Source organism: Crinalium epipsammum PCC 9333, assembly GCF_000317495.1.
Classification (GTDB): domain Bacteria; phylum Cyanobacteriota; class Cyanobacteriia; order Cyanobacteriales; family PCC-9333; genus Crinalium; species Crinalium epipsammum.
The window spans coordinates 5,173,017-5,191,565 of record NC_019753.1; the positions used below are offsets into that span (position 1 = coordinate 5,173,017).

The following is an 18,549-nucleotide window of genomic DNA, read 5'->3' on the forward strand; positions in this document are numbered from 1 at the left end:
CAACAGCAGTTATTTATTAAATTATATTGATAAAAAATTAAGCATTCTGGATAAAACGGATTATTTAATATTAAACTAATTTTAAGAAAAAATATTATAATTAAGCGTTTGCAGTTATAGCACTGAATTAAAATCAAATCATTTTTAAAATACCTGTTAGAAATTATGACACACTTTGGTATAATTTGCCCGCCTTATTCTGGTCATATAAATCCGTTAGCCGCATTAGGGAGAGAACTGCGATCGCGCGGTCATAAAATCACCTTTCTACAAATTCCTGATGTAGAATCTAAAGTACGTTCCGAAGGTCTAGACTTTTATCCCCTTGGAATGTCTATTTATAAAAGGGGCGAACTGGCTAAAACACTCCAACAGCTAACTCAATTAAGTGGAATAGAAGCCTTAAATTATTCTGTCAACTTTTGCAAACTGATAACAGAAATAATCTGTAAAGATGCACCTAATGCAATTAAATTTTTAGGGATTGAAGCACTATTAGTAGATCAACTTGAACCTGTAGGCGAAACGGTCGCGGAATTTCTCAAAATCCCTTTTATTTGTGTATCATCTGGTCAAGTAATTCACCGAAGAGTAGACGTTCCTCCCTTCTTTACTGGTTGGAGTTACAAAAAGACTTGGTGGGCGCGTCTAGGCAATCAAGCTTTTTATTACATATTAGACCGCAGTTGTGAATCAATTTTGCAAGTTATTAATCAGTATCGCCGTAAGTGGAATTTATCGGATTACCCTGAAATATATGCTTCTTACTCTAAACTTGCCCATATTAGTCAACAGCCTGCTGCTTTTGATTTTCCCTGCCCAAATTTACCCGCTCATTTCCACTACATAGCGCCATTTCGCAATGCTTCCCCGCGTGCGGTTTCGTTTCCTTTTGAAAGGTTAACAGGACAACCTTTAATCTATGCTTCTTTGGGAAGTATACAGAATACAAAAGATGATATTTTTCATAAAATTGCAGCCGCTTGTGCCGATTTAGATGTGCAATTGGTGATTACTCATGGAGGTGGAATGAGTGCAGAAGCAGTGCAAAAGCTGCCTGGTTCTCCACTGGTTGTTGAGTATGCGCCACAACTGGAAGTTTTATCTAAAGCTAGTTTAACAATTACTCACGGGGGACTTAATACAGTACTTGATTCTTTGAGTTATGGAGTACCTTTAGTTGCGATTCCGATTACTTTTGAACAGCCAGGAACGGGTGCGCGTATTCGGTGGACAAAAACTGGGGAAGTAATACCTTTAAAAAAATTAACTATTCCACGATTACGACGAGCGATCAAGAAGGTACTAACAGAGGAATCTTACTCCAAGAATGCTTTGAAAATCAAGAATGCGATCGCGCAATCAGGAGGAGTAAAACGCGCTGCTGATATTGTGGAGCAAGCTATCAATTCCAACCCTGCAACATCACTACCATTAAGAGCCTATCCTAAAAGTACTTTCAAGAGTATTTAACCGCAGATAAACGCAGATAAACGCAGATATTTAAGAGTGATTATCTATCGGGAAAGATAGGCTCTAAGTGTTAAGTAACTAAAGCTGATAGCTGACTGCTATATATTAACAAATGGGTCTTTTGCCAGGATTTACCGCATGAATATACTCGCTACCAGACATGGGCCAGCCGCGTTTGTAAGCAGCTTCTTCTGGATTTCCCCATCCTAATTGCAAAATAATTTCTAGGAAATCTGAGTTTTCTACTTTCCAGAGATTAGCCCATTGTGTGCGTTGTGCGATCGCATCAACATCACTAACTTCAATTATGCGATGCTCTTTCTCATTATTAACACTCAAGTATAAATCCATCCCCGTCGTTACTTCATCCCAAAAACTCAATACTTCTGCCTTAGCTGCCTTAAGGATTTCTACATCACTTAGTAAAGCAATTAACTGATCGTGTACTTGGGGATAAGAAAGCGTATGATCTTTAACAGTGAGATGTCGCCAGACAATACCTGAGACTTGGTTTTCCCTTTGATAGCGATGCACAGCCGCTTTAAAATCTTGATAAGCTGTAAACTTTTGCACCCCATCCGATTTAATGAACTTGTCAATTAAAGGGTTGCCAGAAGCAGTAGCAGCAATAGTCATGCGCTTGCCATTGAGACAAGCTTGACGTTCATCAGCCAATATTTTGATCAGTTCCTCTGTGCTGTATACCTTTGGCATGAGAACACCATCGGGTTTGACTTAATAGACAGTCTAACGTCTTAATATTGTAGAAGCTAGGGCGTGTTTTCAAACTCTTTGATCCCCCCTATCCCCCTTAACAAGGGGGGGAATTACAGTCAAAGTCCCCCTTTTTAAGGGGGATTTAGGGGGATCTTACCAAAAATCAAAAAGGGCAGGTTGATGTCCTGCCCTCAAGATTAACGTGCTAACTCTGTATTAAACTCATTAAAGGCTTTTTGCTTTAACTGCTTTGACTCAGTGTTTGGCACTAAATTAAATACTTCGCGGAAAACATCGTCTACCTTCTCAAAAGGTATTCTGCCCTTTTCATTCAGGACAACTTTACCATTTTGATCGAGTAACACTGTTTGTGGTACAACACCCTGGTAATAATATCCAGGTTCTTGGGGTGTGTAGGTAGATTTAATTGGAATAGCATCCACATTCACAGGTATAAAACTTGCTGCCCGACCATAATAAGCTTGCAAAGTGGAGACAACCGTTGCAAATTGCTTAGAATCCCTGCTGTCATCAAGAAAGAAAACTAACAACGCGGGTTTACTTCGTTGTAAAGCACTTACTATTGTATCTTTTGCTGGTACTAGGGAACCATTACCACCATAGAGGGCATAAATATTGCCATCAAAATTATCGTCGTTAATACCAGCTAGTGCTGACGGCATTCCTAGAAACAACACGCAGCTTAATGTTGCGATTAATGTCAGAACCCAACCGGACACAATACGTCGCAATGAATGGCGATGATTAACAGAAGTCAATTGGCGTAACCCAGAAAAAATCATACAAAAATGCAATGGAACTGTTATGTAGTTTAGAACGCTTAGGAATATTTATCTGAGCTTAATAGACTTGTAGCATAGCAAGGTGCGATACGTTGCTTCGCAACACGCTGTGCGATCGCGCCCAACTTAAAAACATGAGAAAATTGAAGCGCGAACTCCATAAATGGCTCTATGGCAAAATTACCTAGTGAAACCTTAGAAACAATCTGGACTTTGCTAAGGCATCTATCACAGCTTGTAGAAGATGCTACTGAAGCAGAATATATCTTATTTGAGCGTTTTGGCGAAACAGATGCTACCATTCCTAATTTAGACGACTTAAAGAACCTTAATCAAGAGGCAGCGTCTAAATATATACAACTATCAAATATTAGGCTCAGAATTGCAGAAGCTCAACCTATTGCTTCCAATGATATGCTGAGATTACTAGATCAAGCCATTAGGCAAAATCAACTTAGAATTCCAGCTATAGAGCGTAGTATTCAAGAAATTAAGATGGAGTGGAACTTACCATGACTGAACAACCACGTATTCCTGATGAAGAAACGAGAAAACGTCTTTCCGCTAACCTTCGGAAAGCTCGTTTAGACTTGCAAGAATTCGGATTGCAATTAGAAGAAGTTGAGGCATTGCTGGATCAACAAATTCGTGAGCAAAAGCGGAAAAGAATACAAACCCAGCGCCAAAATTTGAATACTCTCATGTAATTAAGCAAAGAATTAAAATTGAGTTAGTTTCGGATTATTCCGATAAATTTATGATGCCACAATGATAAATTTATTCATACTGATAACTACTAATTTATTGAATCAGATTTAGCCATATACTTTTTCAAAAATCCGTTCTCTCATCTGTGTGCATCTGTGTTTATCTGTGGTTAATTATCCAAAATTTGGCTAATGCTACAAAGTCTAATAAAAAAACCTTTAAACACTTAAAATTACAAGCGATCGCCACTTATACATCCAAAGCTTGTGAATAATTACTCATAAGCTACCTTTGCGCCCTTTGCGCTAACCTTTGCGTCCCTTTGCGTTAAAAAACCAATATATTCCCCCCACAGACAGATGACAATAATTCTATCAGAAAAAGAACAAACCCAAGCTTACAATCAGAAATACCGGACTAATTGTATAGAGCCATGCCGACAGCACAAGCAACCCAAGATACTGATGAACTAGATCTCAAACAGCTACTTAGAACCTTAACTGCTGTTAAAAAAGGAGACTTTTCAGTACGAATGCCCATCGATCAAACAGGCATGGCAGGAAAAATCGCCGACACTCTCAATGATATTATTGAGATGAACGAAAGAATGGCGAATGAATTAGACCGCATCAGTACAGTTGTTGGCAAAGAAGGTAAAATTACAGAACGAGCATCACTTGGCAGCGCGGGCGGCTCGTGGCAAGATAGCGTTAATTCAATTAATACATTAATATCAGACTTAGTACAGCCAACTGCCGAAACTGCGCGGGTAATTCGGGCGGTAGCTAATGGCGACTTATCCCAAACAATAGCATTAGAAATAGATGGCAGACAATTGCAAGGGGAATTTTTGCAAACTGCCCATGTAGTTAATACAATGGTAGATCAACTTAGTTCCTTCGCCTCAGAAGTAACCAGGGTAGCGCGTGAAGTAGGTACTGAAGGGAAGTTAGGCGTACAAGCAGAAGTTAAAGGCGTTGCGGGTACTTGGAAAGATTTAACTGATAGTGTTAATTCAATGGCGGGAAACTTAACCGCGCAAGTAAGAAATATTGCAGAAGTAACGACGGCGGTAGCTAATGGTGATTTATCTAAGAAAATTACAGTTGATGTTAAAGGCGAAATTTTAGAACTGAAAAATACCGTCAATACGATGGTAGATCAACTTAACTCATTTGCATCGGAAGTAACAAGGGTTGCAAGAGAAGTAGGTAGTGAAGGGAAATTAGGAGTACAAGCAGAAGTCCGAGGCGTTGCAGGTACGTGGAAAGACTTAACTGATAGTGTAAACTTCATGGCGGGTTCACTAACGGCGCAAGTAAGAAACATTGCAGAAGTGACGACGGCGGTTGCTAATGGTGATTTATCTAAGAAAATTACTGTAGATGTAAAAGGAGAAATTTTAGAACTGAAAAACACTATTAATATAATGGTGGATCAGCTTAATTCCTTTGCATCGGAAGTAACCAGGGTAGCGCGTGAAGTAGGTAGTGAAGGGAAGTTAGGAGTACAAGCAGAAGTTAGAGGCGTTGCGGGTACGTGGAAAGACTTAACTGATAGTGTTAATTCAATGGCGGGGAATTTAACGGCGCAAGTAAGAAATATTGCCGAAGTGACGACGGCGGTTGCTAATGGTGATTTATCTAAGAAAATTACTGTAGATGTTAAAGGCGAAATTTTAGAACTCAAGAACACTATTAATATAATGGTGGATCAGCTTAGTTCTTTTGCATCGGAAGTAACACGGGTTGCGCGTGAAGTAGGTAGTGAAGGGAAGTTAGGCGTACAAGCAGAAGTAAAAGGTGTTGCGGGTACTTGGAAAGACTTAACCGATAGTGTTAACTTCATGGCGGGTTCGCTGACAGCGCAAGTAAGAAATATTGCGGAAGTAACGACGGCGGTTGCTAATGGTGATTTATCTAAGAAAATTACTGTAGATGTTAGAGGCGAAATTTTAGAATTAAAAAACACCGTTAATACAATGGTGGATCAACTTAACTCTTTTGCATCAGAAGTAACCAGGGTTGCGAGGGAAGTAGGTACTGAAGGTAAGTTAGGCGTACAAGCAGAAGTAAAAGGTGTTGCAGGTACGTGGAAAGACTTAACCGATAGTGTTAATTTTATGGCGGGTTCGTTGACGGCGCAAGTAAGAAATATTGCGGAAGTAACGACGGCGGTTGCTAATGGTGATTTATCTAAGAAAATTACTGTTGATGTTAAAGGGGAAATTTTAGAGTTAAAGAACACTATTAATACAATGGTGGATCAACTTAGTTCCTTTGCATCGGAAGTAACAAGGGTTGCAAGGGAAGTAGGTACTGAAGGAAAGTTAGGTGTGCAAGCGGATGTACCAGGGGTTGCGGGTACATGGAAAGACTTAACCGACAGTGTAAACTCGATGGCGGGTAATTTGACGGGACAGGTACGAAATATTGCAGAGGTTGCAACTGCGATCGCAAATGGTGATTTATCTAAGAAAATTACAGTACAGGTAAAAGGGGAAATCTTAGAACTGAAGAACACTATTAATACAATGGTGGATCAACTCAGTTCATTTGCATCAGAAGTAACACGGGTTGCAAGAGAAGTAGGAAGTGAAGGGAAGTTAGGCGTACAAGCAGATGTGCGCGGTGTGGCGGGAACATGGAAAGACTTAACCGATAGTGTAAACTTTATGGCTGGTTCTCTGACTGCACAAGTAAGAAATATTGCAGCAGTGACAACGGCGGTAGCAAATGGCGACTTATCTAAGAAAATTACTGTAGATGTTAAAGGGGAAATTTTAGAGTTAAAGAATACCGTTAATACAATGGTGGATCAACTTAACTCCTTTGCATCGGAAGTAACCAGGGTTGCAAGGGAAGTAGGTACGGAAGGTAAGTTAGGCGTACAAGCAGAAGTAAAAGGCGTTGCAGGAACTTGGAAAGATTTAACCGACAGTGTAAACTTCATGGCGGGTTCTCTGACAGCGCAAGTACGGAATATTGCAGAAGTAACAACTGCGGTTGCTAATGGCGACTTATCTAAGAAAATTACTGTAGATGTTAAAGGAGAAATCTTAGAACTAAAGAACACCATTAATACAATGGTAGATCAACTTAACTCATTTGCATCAGAAGTAACAAGAGTTGCGAGGGAAGTAGGTACTGAAGGTAAGTTAGGTGTGCAAGCGTATGTCCGAGGCGTTGCAGGAACTTGGAAAGATTTGACGGATAATGTTAACTCGATGGCGGGTAACTTAACTGCACAAGTACGGAATATTGCGGAAGTAACGAAGGCGGTTGCGAATGGTGATTTATCTAAGAAGATTACTGTAGACGTTAAAGGGGAAATCTTAGATCTGAAAAATACCATTAATACAATGGTGGATCAACTTAGTTCCTTTGCATCGGAAGTAACACGGGTTGCAAGGGAAGTAGGTACTGAAGGTAAACTAGGTGGTCAAGCACAAGTAACTGGGGTTGCGGGTACTTGGAAAGATTTAACCGATAATGTTAACTCGATGGCGGGTAACTTGACTGCACAAGTACGAGGAATTGCGCGGGTTGTAACCGCCGTTGCTAATGGTGACTTGAAGCGGAAGTTAATGCTAGATGCTAAGGGAGAAATTGAAACCTTGGCAGATACAATCAATGAGATGATTGATACGCTGGCAACATTTGCAGATCAGGTAACTACAGTTGCGCGAGAAGTAGGAATTGAAGGTAAACTGGGAGGTCAGGCGAAAGTACCAGGCGCGTCGGGAACTTGGAGAGATTTAACAGATAACGTTAACGAACTTGCAGCTAATCTTACTACACAGGTACGTGCGATCGCAGAAGTAGCAATTGCAGTAACAAAAGGTGACTTAACTCGTTCTATTTCCGTTGAAGCACAAGGCGAAGTTGCCATCCTGAAAGATAATATTAACCAAATGATCGCCAATCTGCGCGAAACAACGCAGAAAAATACCGAACAAGACTGGTTAAAAACTAACTTGGCGAAGTTTACCAGAATGCTACAAGGACAAAGAGATTTAGAAACTGTTTCTAAATTAATCTTGTCAGAATTAGCGCCATTAGTTAATGCCCAACACGGTGTATTCTTCTTAATGGATAATAGCGATCGCCAAACTTATCTCAAGCTACTCAGTACTTATGCTTACCGCGAACGCAAGCATTTAGGAAACCGTTTCCGAGTAGGTGAAGGAATAGTCGGACAATGCGCCCTGGAAAAAGAAAGAATCTTACTTACAGAAGTTCCAGGCGACTATATTAAAATTAGTTCAGGTTTAGGAGAATCTACACCTTTAAATGTGGTAGTTTTACCTGTACTCTTTGAAGGCATGGTGACAGCAGTAATTGAGTTAGCTTCCTTCCGTCGCTTTAGTGAGATTCACTTAACTTTCTTAGATCAACTTACAGAAAGTATTGCGATCGTACTTAATACTATTGCTGCTAGTATGCGGACTGAGGAATTACTCAAACAATCCCAATCTCTAGCCGAAGAATTACAAGCACAACAGAAAGAACTCACGGAAACTAACAAACGATTAGAACAACAAGCTAAATCTTTGAAAGCTTCGGAAGAATTACTTAAAAATCAGCAAGAACAACTACAACAAAGTAACGAAGAACTGGAAGAAAGATCGCGGTTATTATCTTTACAGAATAGAGAAGTTGAACGTAAAAACCGCGAAATTGAACACGCGAGACAAGATTTAGAAGCACAAGCAAAACAACTTGCTCTTAGTTCTAAATATAAATCAGAGTTCCTTGCTAATATGTCCCACGAGTTGCGGACACCACTTAATAGTATGTTGATTCTGGCAAGATTGCTATCTGATAATCCTGATAAAAGCTTAACGCCAAAACAAGTAGAGTATGCCCAGACAATTCATTCTGCTGGTGCGGATTTACTAGGATTAATTAATGATATTTTAGACTTGGCAAAAATAGAGTCTGGCACAATGTCTGTTCAAATTGAACAGATGTTATTTAGTGATTTACATATTTATATCGAGCGCACCTTTACCCAAATATCCCAAGATAAAGGGGTGTCTTTTATAATGCAATTTGACCCATTACTACCTCGTGGGATTTATACCGACTCGAAACGCTTGCAACAAGTTTTAAAGAATTTGCTGTCTAATGCTTTCAAATTTACAGAACGGGGTCAAGTAACATTAAAAGTATTTTCAGCTACTTATGGATGGAGTAGTGACAAAGACACTTTAAATCATGCTGAAACTGTGATTGCATTTGGCGTAACGGATACAGGAATAGGTATTCCTGCTGACAAGCAAAAGATTATTTTTGAGGCATTTCAACAAGCAGATGGAACCACTAGCCGTAAATATGGCGGAACAGGTTTAGGTTTATCTATTAGTAGAGAAATTGCTCAACTTTTAGGCGGAGAAATTTGCCTGATTAGTACTCCAGGTCAAGGCAGTACATTTACATTGTTCTTACCACAAACTTATCAAGGAGGAACAGAACAGTTAAATAAATCAGTGGTTGAACATCCAGGGGTAACAGTGACATTACCTGATGAAAGTGTTAAACCTATTGAACCTGTAACTTCTGTGACTTCTACTCCACCTGCGGTAGTTACTTCCTTAGCGGGTTCGACGATATCGGCATTGAGTGACGATCGCGGTAATATTGAAGCAGGCGATCGCTTAATTCTAATTATTGAAGATGACATCAATTTTGCCCGCATTTTATTAAATATGTCACGGGAACAAGGATTTAAGGCTTTGGTAGCACTCAATCCCATTTCCGGTTTAACAATGGCGCGAGAATTCAAACCTAATGCGATTATGCTGGATATCCGCTTACCCGAAATGGATGGTTGGACAGTGCTGGATCGCTTGAAACATGACCCAGAAACCCGCCACATCCCTGTCCATGTCGTCTCGGTGGAAGAAGAACAAGTACGCGCACGGCGACTAGGTGCGATCGCTTATTTACAAAAACCTGTATCTAGTGATGCGATTAAAAATGCTTTTGCACAAATTAACGAATTTGTCAAACGGCAAGTAAAACAATTACTGGTTGTGGAAGATAACGAAAATCAGCGCCACAGCATAGTAGAACTAATTGGCAATACTGATGTCGTCACCACAGCCGTTGCCACAGGTGCTGCTGCCCTAGAAGCCCTGAAAACAGACAAATATGATTGTTTAGTCTTAGATTTAGGCTTACCTGACATGACAGGGTTGGAATTGCTACGGCAAATTAAGCAAGAAAGCCATCTGCAAAACCTACCAGTGATCATCTATACCGGACAAGAGTTAACAAGGGCAGAAGAAATCGAACTGAAGCGGATGGCAGAGACAATTATTATTAAGGATGTGCGATCGCCAGAACGCTTACTCGACGAAACCGCCTTATTTTTGCATCGAGTCCAAGGCAACTTGCCAGAGGCAAAACGGCAGATGCTAGAACAACTGCATCAAACCAATCACATCCTCATTGGTAAAAAAGTTCTCATCGTTGATGACGATATCCGCAATATCTTCGCCCTTACCAGTATGCTAGAACGCTATCAGATGAACATTCTTTATGCAGAAAACGGTAAAGACGGTATTGCGGTATTACAAAATACACCCGATATTGATATTGTTTTAATGGATGTGATGATGCCAGAAATGGATGGTTACGAAACAATGCGTGCTATCCGCCAGAACGAACAACTTCGTAGCTTACCCATCATTGCACTTACAGCCAAAGCAATGAAAGGCGATCGCGAGAAGTGTATCGAAGCAGGTGCATCCGACTACATCACCAAACCCGTAGATACCGAACAACTAATTTCAATGTTGCGCGTGTGGGTATACCGTTAGTTAGAAGTAATAACTACTTAGGATGAAGTAATAAAGATAGAAGTAAGCCAAAAGTTATATGCCTCATCCTTCCCTAACTCTGTTCCATAGACTTATTGCATAAGTCAATAAAATTTGTCTTTCATCTGTGTTCATCTGTGTTCATCTGTGGTTAATTATCTAAAATCTGGCTGATGCAAGAAATCTGAGGCGAGAAAATGCAAATCGAACCAAAAGTTAATATTCTTCTGGTTGACGACTACCCAGAAAACTTGCTGACACTAGAAGCAATTCTAAGTGGCTTAAATCAAAATCTAGTCAGAGCATCTTCTGGAGAAGAAGCTTTACGCTGCATACTGCATCAAGACTTCGCCGTAGTTTTACTTGATGTACAGATGCCAGGGTTAGACGGATTTGAAACCGCCACCATGATTCGGCAAAGAATGCGATCGCAACATACCCCAATCATCTTTCTTACCGCCTTTCACAGCAATGATAATTTTATATATAAAGGCTATTCATTAGGCGCAGTTGATTATTTACTTAAACCGCTCGATCCTGAAATCTTAATTTCCAAAGTTACAGTATTTGTAGATTTATTTAAAAAAACCGCAGAAATAAAACGACAAGCAGCACAGCTTGAATCAGTTAATGCAGAACTCAATGAAAGTAAACAAACATTACAAGATTTTTTAGATAACGCCAACGATTTAATTCAAATCCTCTCGCTAGATGGACGTTTTACCTACGTCAATCGCACTTGGCAACAAACACTAGGTTATTCTTTAGAAGAAATTAGCAACCTCACTTATTTTGATATTATTCACCCCGCTCATCGTTCCAATCTAGAATTTGTAATCAAAGCCATTCAACTAAATAAAGAAAATTGTATAATTGATACAAAATTTATTACAAAAGACGGTAAAGAACTTGAAGTAGAAGGAAATTTAAACTGTCGATTTGAAGAAAATAAACCTATAGCAATTAGGTGTATATTTCGAGATATTAGTGAACGCAAACAAGCGGAAGAAACACGCGCTCAATTTGCTCGTGAACAGGCAGCACGGCAACAAGCGGAAGCTGCTAACCGCATGAAAGATGAATTTTTAGCAGTACTTTCTCACGAACTCCGTACCCCTCTTAACTCAATGTTAGGATGGGTACGATTATTACTTACTAGAAACTACGATCAAAAAGCTACTAATCAAGCGTTGCAAACTATAGAACGTAACGCTAAATTACAGGCGCAATTAATCGAAGATATTTTAGATGTTTCGCGCATTATTCAAGGCAAATTGCAGATACATCTACACCCAACAAATCTAGTAGCAGTTATTGATGCAGCAGTAGATGCAGTACGTCCTAATGCTGAAACTAAGGCGATTAAATTAGAAGCAATATATAATGATATTCCAGCAAATTCATCAGTTTTAGTACGAGGTGATTTTGCCCGCTTGCAGCAAATTTGCTGGAATTTATTAACTAATGCGATCAAATTCAGCCCACAAGGAGGGAAAGTCCAGATCACACTAAAATTACTTGAAAGAAATTTTGTACAAATACAAATTACGGATAATGGAATTGGTATTAGTAAAGAATTTTTACCTCATATCTTTGAGCGTTTTCGTCAAGCAGATAGTACCAGTACAAGATCGCAAGGCGGGCTTGGGCTAGGGTTGGCAATAGTACGTCACATTGTTGAACTACACGGTGGTAGTATTAAAGCTGAAAGTGAAGGTGAAAATAAAGGATCAACATTTACGGTAACATTGTCTCTTCTTTCTAATAAAATAGAAGAAAATAATGGTAAAGCAATTAGTGCCAAAAGCGACAATGAATTAAATTCAAATATTTCCATAAAACTTAATGAATTGCATATACTTGTAGTTGATGATGAACCAGATGCACTCAACTTACTAACTGTAGTATTTGCAGAATATGGAGCCAAAGTCACCACCGCAGCATCAGCTTCGCAAGCAATTGAATTAATTAAATCATTACAACCAGATATATTAATTAGCGATATTGGAATGCCTAACGAAGACGGCTATAGTTTAGTTAAAAAGGTAAGAGAACTTGAGAGTCAACAGGCGAGGGAAATTCCGGCGATCGCATTAACAGCTTATGTCACAAAAGAAGATAATAAACAGGCAATTTCATCGGGTTTTCAAATGCACTTATCCAAACCAGTTGATACAAACGCATTAATTACAGCAGTAGCAAAACTCGCAGGAAAAATGCCGATGATTAATCAAAAGTAGGGGTGGGTTGACAGATACCCTAAATTATACGCATAAATTCAAATAAACCCGCCCCAATCTCGTGAAAAAAACACCATGACAATCATATTGCTCATCCCCATATATTTGTCAGGGCGGGTTTATATATACTGTAATTATAAACAAGATCCTGGGCAACCCGCCCCTACAGAAACATTTACCATTTAGATGGATTATTTGGATGTAATTGATCCTGCTCCCAAGACAAAGGATTATTAATTATATATTCACAAATTCTATTAAAAGATTCTTCATTACGGATAATATGTTCATAATAATTACGCTGCCAAACCGGAACACCTATTGATTCTCTTAGTTGATTAATCCTGCGAGTAGAAGATGTTTTAAAACTCCTAATAACTTCAGATAATGGCTGATTACCTGATTCAATTAATTTGATAACTCCATGTATATGATTAGGCATAATTACAAACTCGCCTAACTCGACATTCCTAAACTTTTTAGCTATAATCTTCCAATTATATAGCACTACTTGACCATAATGACTTAACTCTACAGTGGAATTTACTACATGACCGAGTAAACATTCACGCTGCCAAATACAAATAGTAATAAAATATAACCCTGCTTGCGTATAGTCATATCCTTGCAAGCGAATTGAACGGCGATGATGTTTATATGGATTATATTTCATATTATGTTGGCAATAATGACTTGTTAGGGCTGGTTCATCTTAAATAATTGCTTGTAGCAAAAGATATCTGTCAACCCGCCCCTACATCAACCATATATGAGTTATTAACGATTAGATCCTCTTCAAAAATCAAGCCCACATTTTGTAGGGGCGGGTTGACAGACACCCTAAATTCTCTGCCTAATCTCAAATAAACCCGCCCAAATCGCGATAAAAAAACCATTAAAATTATATTGCTCACCCCCGTATATTTGTCAGGGCGGGTTTATATATCCTAAAATTATCGACGAGATCCTGGGCAACCCGCCCCTACAGCAACTGCATTTAATTAGATATACATTCAAAATTTAAAATTTGAAACAGCAGCAACCGCTAAACAACCCCATCCCACTAAAAATGCCACTCCCCCCAAAGGTGTAATAGCTCCCAGCCATTTAACACCAGTAAAACTGAGCGCGTAAAGACTACCTGAAAAAAGTACAATTCCTACAATAAAAGCTACACCAGAAGCAATAACACTCGCAGGAGTTGTTTGATAATGAGTTAACAGTAACGCCACTATTAATAATGCTAGAGCATGATACATTTGATAACGAGCGGCAGTTTCAAAAATTAAGAGCGATCGCTCCGTAAGTTTTTCTCTTAAAGCGTGAGATGCGAACGCACCAGCAGCCACAGACAAACCTGCTAAAATTGATGCGATCGCTAAAAAAATTCTAGTTATATCCATATACGATTTGTGCTTTTTACCTTAATGGTAACTTAACTAGAAATTTTGTCCCCTTCCCTACTTCACTCTCAACATCAATTGTGCCACCGTGAAGCTCTACATAGTTTTTCACTATCACTAACCCTAACCCTGTACCAGGAATATTACCAACATTTCTAGCTCGATGAAAAGACTCAAATAATTTAATTATATCTTCAGGAGGAATGCCAATTCCAGAGTCTTTAACCTGAAAAACAACAAATTCATCCTCAATTTTTAAGTGCAAGTCAACTACACTGCCTTGAGGGGAATACTTAATCCCATTAGAAATTAAATTGATGAAAATGTGTCGCAGCAACTTGTCGTCCATATAGACGATAAAACTACCTATTAAGCCGCCTAATTCCGCAGAGTCATTGATAAAATTAATAGTGTGGTGATTACTAGCATTAAATTGCATTTCCTCAATTAGCTCTTGGCAAAAATTGAATAAATCAAAGGATTGTGGAGTACAAAGTAGCTTTCCTGCTTCAGATTTAGCCAGCATTAAAACATCATCTAATAACTCAGTCATCTGATTTACGCTAGATCGAATCAGATGTATATAAGAAGTTTTTTGATCGTTATGGGAGTCTTGGCTGTAATATTCTAACAATTCACTAGCAGACATAATTGTAGTTAGTGGATTACGCAACTCATGGGAAGCAATAGAAATAAAGCGAGACTTGAGTTCATTAAGTTCTTTTTCCTTGGCTAATGACTTGCTAATTTCTGACTCAGCAATTTTGCGATCCGTAATATCGCGCCAGGAAGCAACAAAACCATCATTGAGTTTCGTAGCCTGAATCTCTAAACTTCTCGGCAAATATTTCTGGTTAAAAAAATCTGCATCAACCGAAATTTCTGTAACTAGAGATTTACCCGTTTCTACAACTTGGCAATACTGATCAAATAACTGATGATGATAAGGTAGTAATTCTAATAGGTTTTTCCCAACCTGTCCTTCTTTGGTCATGCCGTGAATAGCACAAGCCGCAGCGTTAACATATTCAACTAAAAAATCAATAATTTTGCCAGAGGAATCACGAACGCTGGTATATATGCCAAAACAATCTAGCAGATTCTCAACTGAAGTTTGAAAGCGATGTTCGCTGTATGCAAGCTGCTTTCGCAAACGAGTCTGTTCGACAACATTATGAATTGCCAAGCGCAGACTTTCTGGAGTCATTTCTCCTTTAACCAAATAATCAGAAGCACCGCTTTTCATAACTTGCACTGCGATCGCTTCATTCCCCTGACCTGTTAACATCACCACAGGAACATCACTAGAATCTCCCTTAGCCTTTAACTCATTTAAAAACTCCAGTCCATCAATATCTGGTAGCAGGAAATCCAGCAAAATTACATCTGGCTTGATTAAGCTGCACAACTCCAGCCCATTCTCTCCATACTCTTCCTCCACAATCTTATAGCTGTATTTAGAGTCTTGAAGCAAATAACGACGATAAGTTTCCCGATCTTCTAGACAATCATCAATAATTAAAATCGTTTGTTTGTTCTCTCTCATACCTGCGTCACCGTATCAGGAAGAATGATCGCTTCAAACCAATAACTCATTAAAAGCTGGATAGTTTTAGTCAATTTCTCAAGATTGATCGGTTTGAGAATATAACCATTAACTCCGTACTGATAACAAACTTCTATATCCTTGGGATTAGAAGAAGTAGTGAATACTACAACCGGAATCATTTTTAGTTTCTCATCCTGCTTAATTTGCTTAAGCACCTCTCGCCCATCAGTTCCTGGTAAATTGAGATCTAGCAAAATCAGTGCTGGACGTGGTGCTTTTGTTTCTTCAGCATACTCTCCACTATGATAGAGAAAATCTAAAGCATCTTCCCCATCCGTACAACGATAAATCGCGTTAGCAATAGACGACCTTCGCATTGTTCGTCCAAAAGCTTCAAAATCTTCATCACTGTCTTCAACCACCAACAAGCATGAATTAGAATTGTCTGCCATCACCTTCACCTCAACCTTGCAATGTGAAATAAAATGTGCTGCCTTCACCATAAGTAGATTCCACCCAAAGGCTACCATTATGGCGTTCAACAATTTTTCTAGCAATAGTTAAACCAGCACCTGTTCCACCACCGTACTTATTACCCGCGTGCAAACGTTTGAAAATGCGAAAAACAGTATCAAGGTGTTTTTCTCTAATACCAATGCCGTTATCTCGGACATAGAAAACACCTCCTAGTAGTGGCTCAGTTAAAGGTGTTAATACTTTGGTAGTATCTGGGTACAAGCTATCTAAATATCCAATTTCCACCCATTTATTTTCTTTGTCGTTATATTTGATTGCATTCGTAATCAAATTACTAAATACTTCACTCACCTGAATCTTGTCACAGTGAATTACAGGCAAAGGTTGGGGAATACGGATCTCTAATTTGGTATCTTTCAAATTTAAGCTAATTACTTCAATAACTTGCTTCAATACTTCGTTGAGATCAGTTTGCTCAACCGACAACTCCATTCTGCCCAAACGGGAAAAATGTAGTAAAGAATTAATCAAATCTTCCATCCGTTGAGTGAGACGGACTAAAGTTTGCAGTTTTGATACTCCATCTTCAGTAAGTACATCACCATAATCTTCAATTAAAAAGCTGGAGTAGTTATGAATTCCTCGCAGTGGTTCTTTCAAATCATGAGAAGCAATATAAGCAAAAGCATCCAATTCGTTGTTACTACGTTCTAACTCAATATTAATTTTTGCTATTTCCTCAGTCTTACGCAACACAATTCCGATAATCGCACTTTTAAGTTCTAAAGCTATATCTAGCTCACATTTTTTCCAAGGTAAAGACTTTAATTGCACAGTTTGTTGCCATAATTCAAAAGATTTGCGGGGTGAAAGACGGAAACTACCATCCTGTGCTACCTCAACTGGCTTATTAGGATTGCCTCCCCATTTTACAGTTTGAATTACTTCAGGACGAAACCACAAAATATAATTTTTAGGAATTTGAGAAATACAAAGAGCTATTATTCCACTGGCTACGTCTTTGAAATTTTCTGCTACTGGATAAAGCTTAGGCAAGGAATCTGTATAAAAAACATCATGTTGAAATTGAGTTTCTACCCATTGCATTAATTCATTTAATTCAGATTCATTCGGTGTTTTACCGATAACTACCCACTCTTCACAGGAGTACAAAGCAACGCCTTGAGCAGATACTAAGTCTAGCAAGTTATTTTTTGATTTAACTAAACTATTGACAAAATTTTCTTCTTGAGTAATAGATTCAACAAACTTAGATTGAAGTGATTTAATTTTTATTTTGTAATCTAAATCTTTATAATCTTCTTTAGAAACAAGTTCTATAGACATAATTTGCCCCAAAAACTCACAAGCAGTACGCACGGAATATGCGACATATTTAGGTGAGTAATGATGGCAAGCAATCAAGCCCCAAAAATTTTTGTTTTTGATTAATGAAATGGACATAGAGGCAGTAACGCCCATGTTTGCCAAGTATTCAATATGTAAAGGAGAAACGCTTCTTAAAATAGAAAAGCTTAAATCAAGGGGACTGTTTGTAATGGGATTATTCTGAGGAATTAGTTGAGCAGGTTGATATTTGAAGTCAGGAATTAAACGCAGTCGATTCAAAACATAGAGTTTTCTCGCTTGCAGAGGAATATCTGAAGCGGGATAGTGCAAGTCAAGAAAAGGAGTTAAAACTTCTAGCTTATCCTCAGCTACAACTGTACCATATCCTTCATTATCAAATTGATAGAGCATGACTCGATCAAAACCCGTCAGCTTTCGCACTTCTTTGACAATAATTTGACAAAGCTCATGCAGACTTGAAGCATTCTGCATTTTGTTGAGAGGGCTTTGTACTAAATGATGAAAGCTAAAAAAGTCAGCTTGATTTTGATAAGCAGCAGGTTCTAGTTCCAGAATTAATACTTGATCTGAGCGATGAACGATGCCATCAAAAATTAATTCTTGTTCTTCACGTTTGATAGATATAGTCAGAGGGTTGACTTTTTCAAATTCTTTTGATACGCATTGCCGTATATAATTTATCTGTTGATCGTCGAGCAGTTCTTTTAGCAATTTTTTCAGCAAATTTTCAGGATGAATGCCGATCAGATCGAAGCTATTATTACTAACTTGGATAATTTCTAATTCTGGTTCTTTTAAAGCAAAAAGGAGACCGTGAGGCTGAATAGCACCAGGAAGGTGAATAGCTTCGCGATCGCAGTTGTTTAAATCAACGGTTTGCGGGGTTATGACTTCTGATTGACTCATCTAGTCTTGGGAATCACATCTTATCTATCCTATCAAAAATGGAGCCAGAGGACTCCCGTTACACCTGCAAGGTTAA

General features: G+C 38.7%; 13 protein-coding genes. 5 read left to right on the top strand and 8 right to left on the bottom strand.

From position 1 onward, the window contains the following. Window positions 1-165 precede the first annotated feature (165 nt). Window positions 166-1,473 carry a glycosyltransferase gene (locus tag CRI9333_RS22485; protein WP_015205459.1) on the top strand — a complete coding sequence of 436 codons (1,308 nt, stop codon included), beginning with the start codon at window positions 166-168 and terminating at the stop codon, window positions 1,471-1,473. 105 nt (window positions 1,474-1,578) lie between these two features. On the opposite strand, the gene CRI9333_RS22490 is transcribed toward CRI9333_RS22485, so the two are convergent. From CRI9333_RS22490 to CRI9333_RS28180, 3 genes are all read right to left on the bottom strand, one after another. Continuing rightward, window positions 1,579-2,187 (bottom strand): hypothetical protein, encoded by a 609-nt coding sequence (locus tag CRI9333_RS22490; protein WP_015205460.1) that lies wholly within the window; start codon window positions 2,185-2,187, stop codon window positions 1,579-1,581. A gap of 200 nt (window positions 2,188-2,387) precedes the next feature. Next, window positions 2,388-2,993, bottom strand: a complete 606-nt coding sequence (locus CRI9333_RS22495; protein ID WP_015205461.1) for a thylakoid membrane photosystem I accumulation factor — start codon at window positions 2,991-2,993, stop codon at window positions 2,388-2,390. A 38-nt stretch (window positions 2,994-3,031) separates the two neighbouring features. Further along, the gene (locus CRI9333_RS28180) at window positions 3,032-3,154 is read right to left on the bottom strand and encodes a hypothetical protein (RefSeq protein ID WP_269667501.1); all 123 of its coding nucleotides are present in this window, start codon (window positions 3,152-3,154) and stop codon (window positions 3,032-3,034) included. A gap of 10 nt (window positions 3,155-3,164) precedes the next feature. Between CRI9333_RS28180 and CRI9333_RS22500 the strand changes: the two genes are divergently transcribed. The 4 genes from CRI9333_RS22500 (at window position 3,165) to CRI9333_RS22515 (ending at window position 12,767) form a co-directional block, all read left to right on the top strand. After that, window positions 3,165-3,509, top strand: a complete 345-nt coding sequence (locus CRI9333_RS22500) for a hypothetical protein (protein WP_015205462.1) — start codon at window positions 3,165-3,167, stop codon at window positions 3,507-3,509. Continuing rightward, window positions 3,506-3,700 carry a hypothetical protein gene (locus CRI9333_RS22505; RefSeq protein ID WP_015205463.1) on the top strand — a complete coding sequence of 65 codons (195 nt, stop codon included), beginning with the start codon at window positions 3,506-3,508 and terminating at the stop codon, window positions 3,698-3,700. Before CRI9333_RS22500 ends, CRI9333_RS22505 begins: the two co-directional genes overlap by 4 nt. A 434-nt stretch (window positions 3,701-4,134) precedes the next feature. Next, window positions 4,135-10,527, top strand: coding sequence for a HAMP domain-containing protein (locus CRI9333_RS22510; protein ID WP_015205464.1), 6,393 nt, complete (start codon window positions 4,135-4,137; stop codon window positions 10,525-10,527). Window positions 10,528-10,724: 197 nt separating this feature from the next. Next, window positions 10,725-12,767 carry a response regulator gene (locus tag CRI9333_RS22515; protein WP_015205465.1) on the top strand — a complete coding sequence of 681 codons (2,043 nt, stop codon included), beginning with the start codon at window positions 10,725-10,727 and terminating at the stop codon, window positions 12,765-12,767. Between the two features lie 175 nt (window positions 12,768-12,942). Here CRI9333_RS22515 and CRI9333_RS22520 read toward each other — a convergent pair whose 3' ends face one another. The 5 genes from CRI9333_RS22520 to CRI9333_RS22540 all read right to left on the bottom strand — a co-directional run bounded on the left by CRI9333_RS22520 (window position 12,943) and on the right by CRI9333_RS22540 (window position 18,473). Next, window positions 12,943-13,440 carry an REP-associated tyrosine transposase gene (locus tag CRI9333_RS22520; protein ID WP_015205466.1) on the bottom strand — a complete coding sequence of 166 codons (498 nt, stop codon included), beginning with the start codon at window positions 13,438-13,440 and terminating at the stop codon, window positions 12,943-12,945. 340 nt (window positions 13,441-13,780) lie between these two features. After that, window positions 13,781-14,164 (bottom strand): DUF423 domain-containing protein, encoded by a 384-nt coding sequence (locus CRI9333_RS22525; protein ID WP_041226935.1) that lies wholly within the window; start codon window positions 14,162-14,164, stop codon window positions 13,781-13,783. A gap of 22 nt (window positions 14,165-14,186) precedes the next feature. Beyond that, the gene (locus CRI9333_RS22530) at window positions 14,187-15,716 is read right to left on the bottom strand and encodes a hybrid sensor histidine kinase/response regulator (RefSeq protein WP_015205468.1); all 1,530 of its coding nucleotides are present in this window, start codon (window positions 15,714-15,716) and stop codon (window positions 14,187-14,189) included. Continuing rightward, the gene (locus CRI9333_RS22535; protein WP_015205469.1) at window positions 15,713-16,171 is read right to left on the bottom strand and encodes a response regulator; all 459 of its coding nucleotides are present in this window, start codon (window positions 16,169-16,171) and stop codon (window positions 15,713-15,715) included. The genes CRI9333_RS22530 and CRI9333_RS22535 overlap by 4 nt, the downstream gene beginning before the upstream one ends. Window positions 16,172-16,181: 10 nt before the next feature. Then, on the bottom strand, window positions 16,182-18,473 hold the full coding sequence (locus tag CRI9333_RS22540; RefSeq protein ID WP_015205470.1) for an ATP-binding protein: 2,292 nt from the start codon (window positions 18,471-18,473) through the stop codon (window positions 16,182-16,184). Window positions 18,474-18,549: the final 76 nt, after the last annotated feature.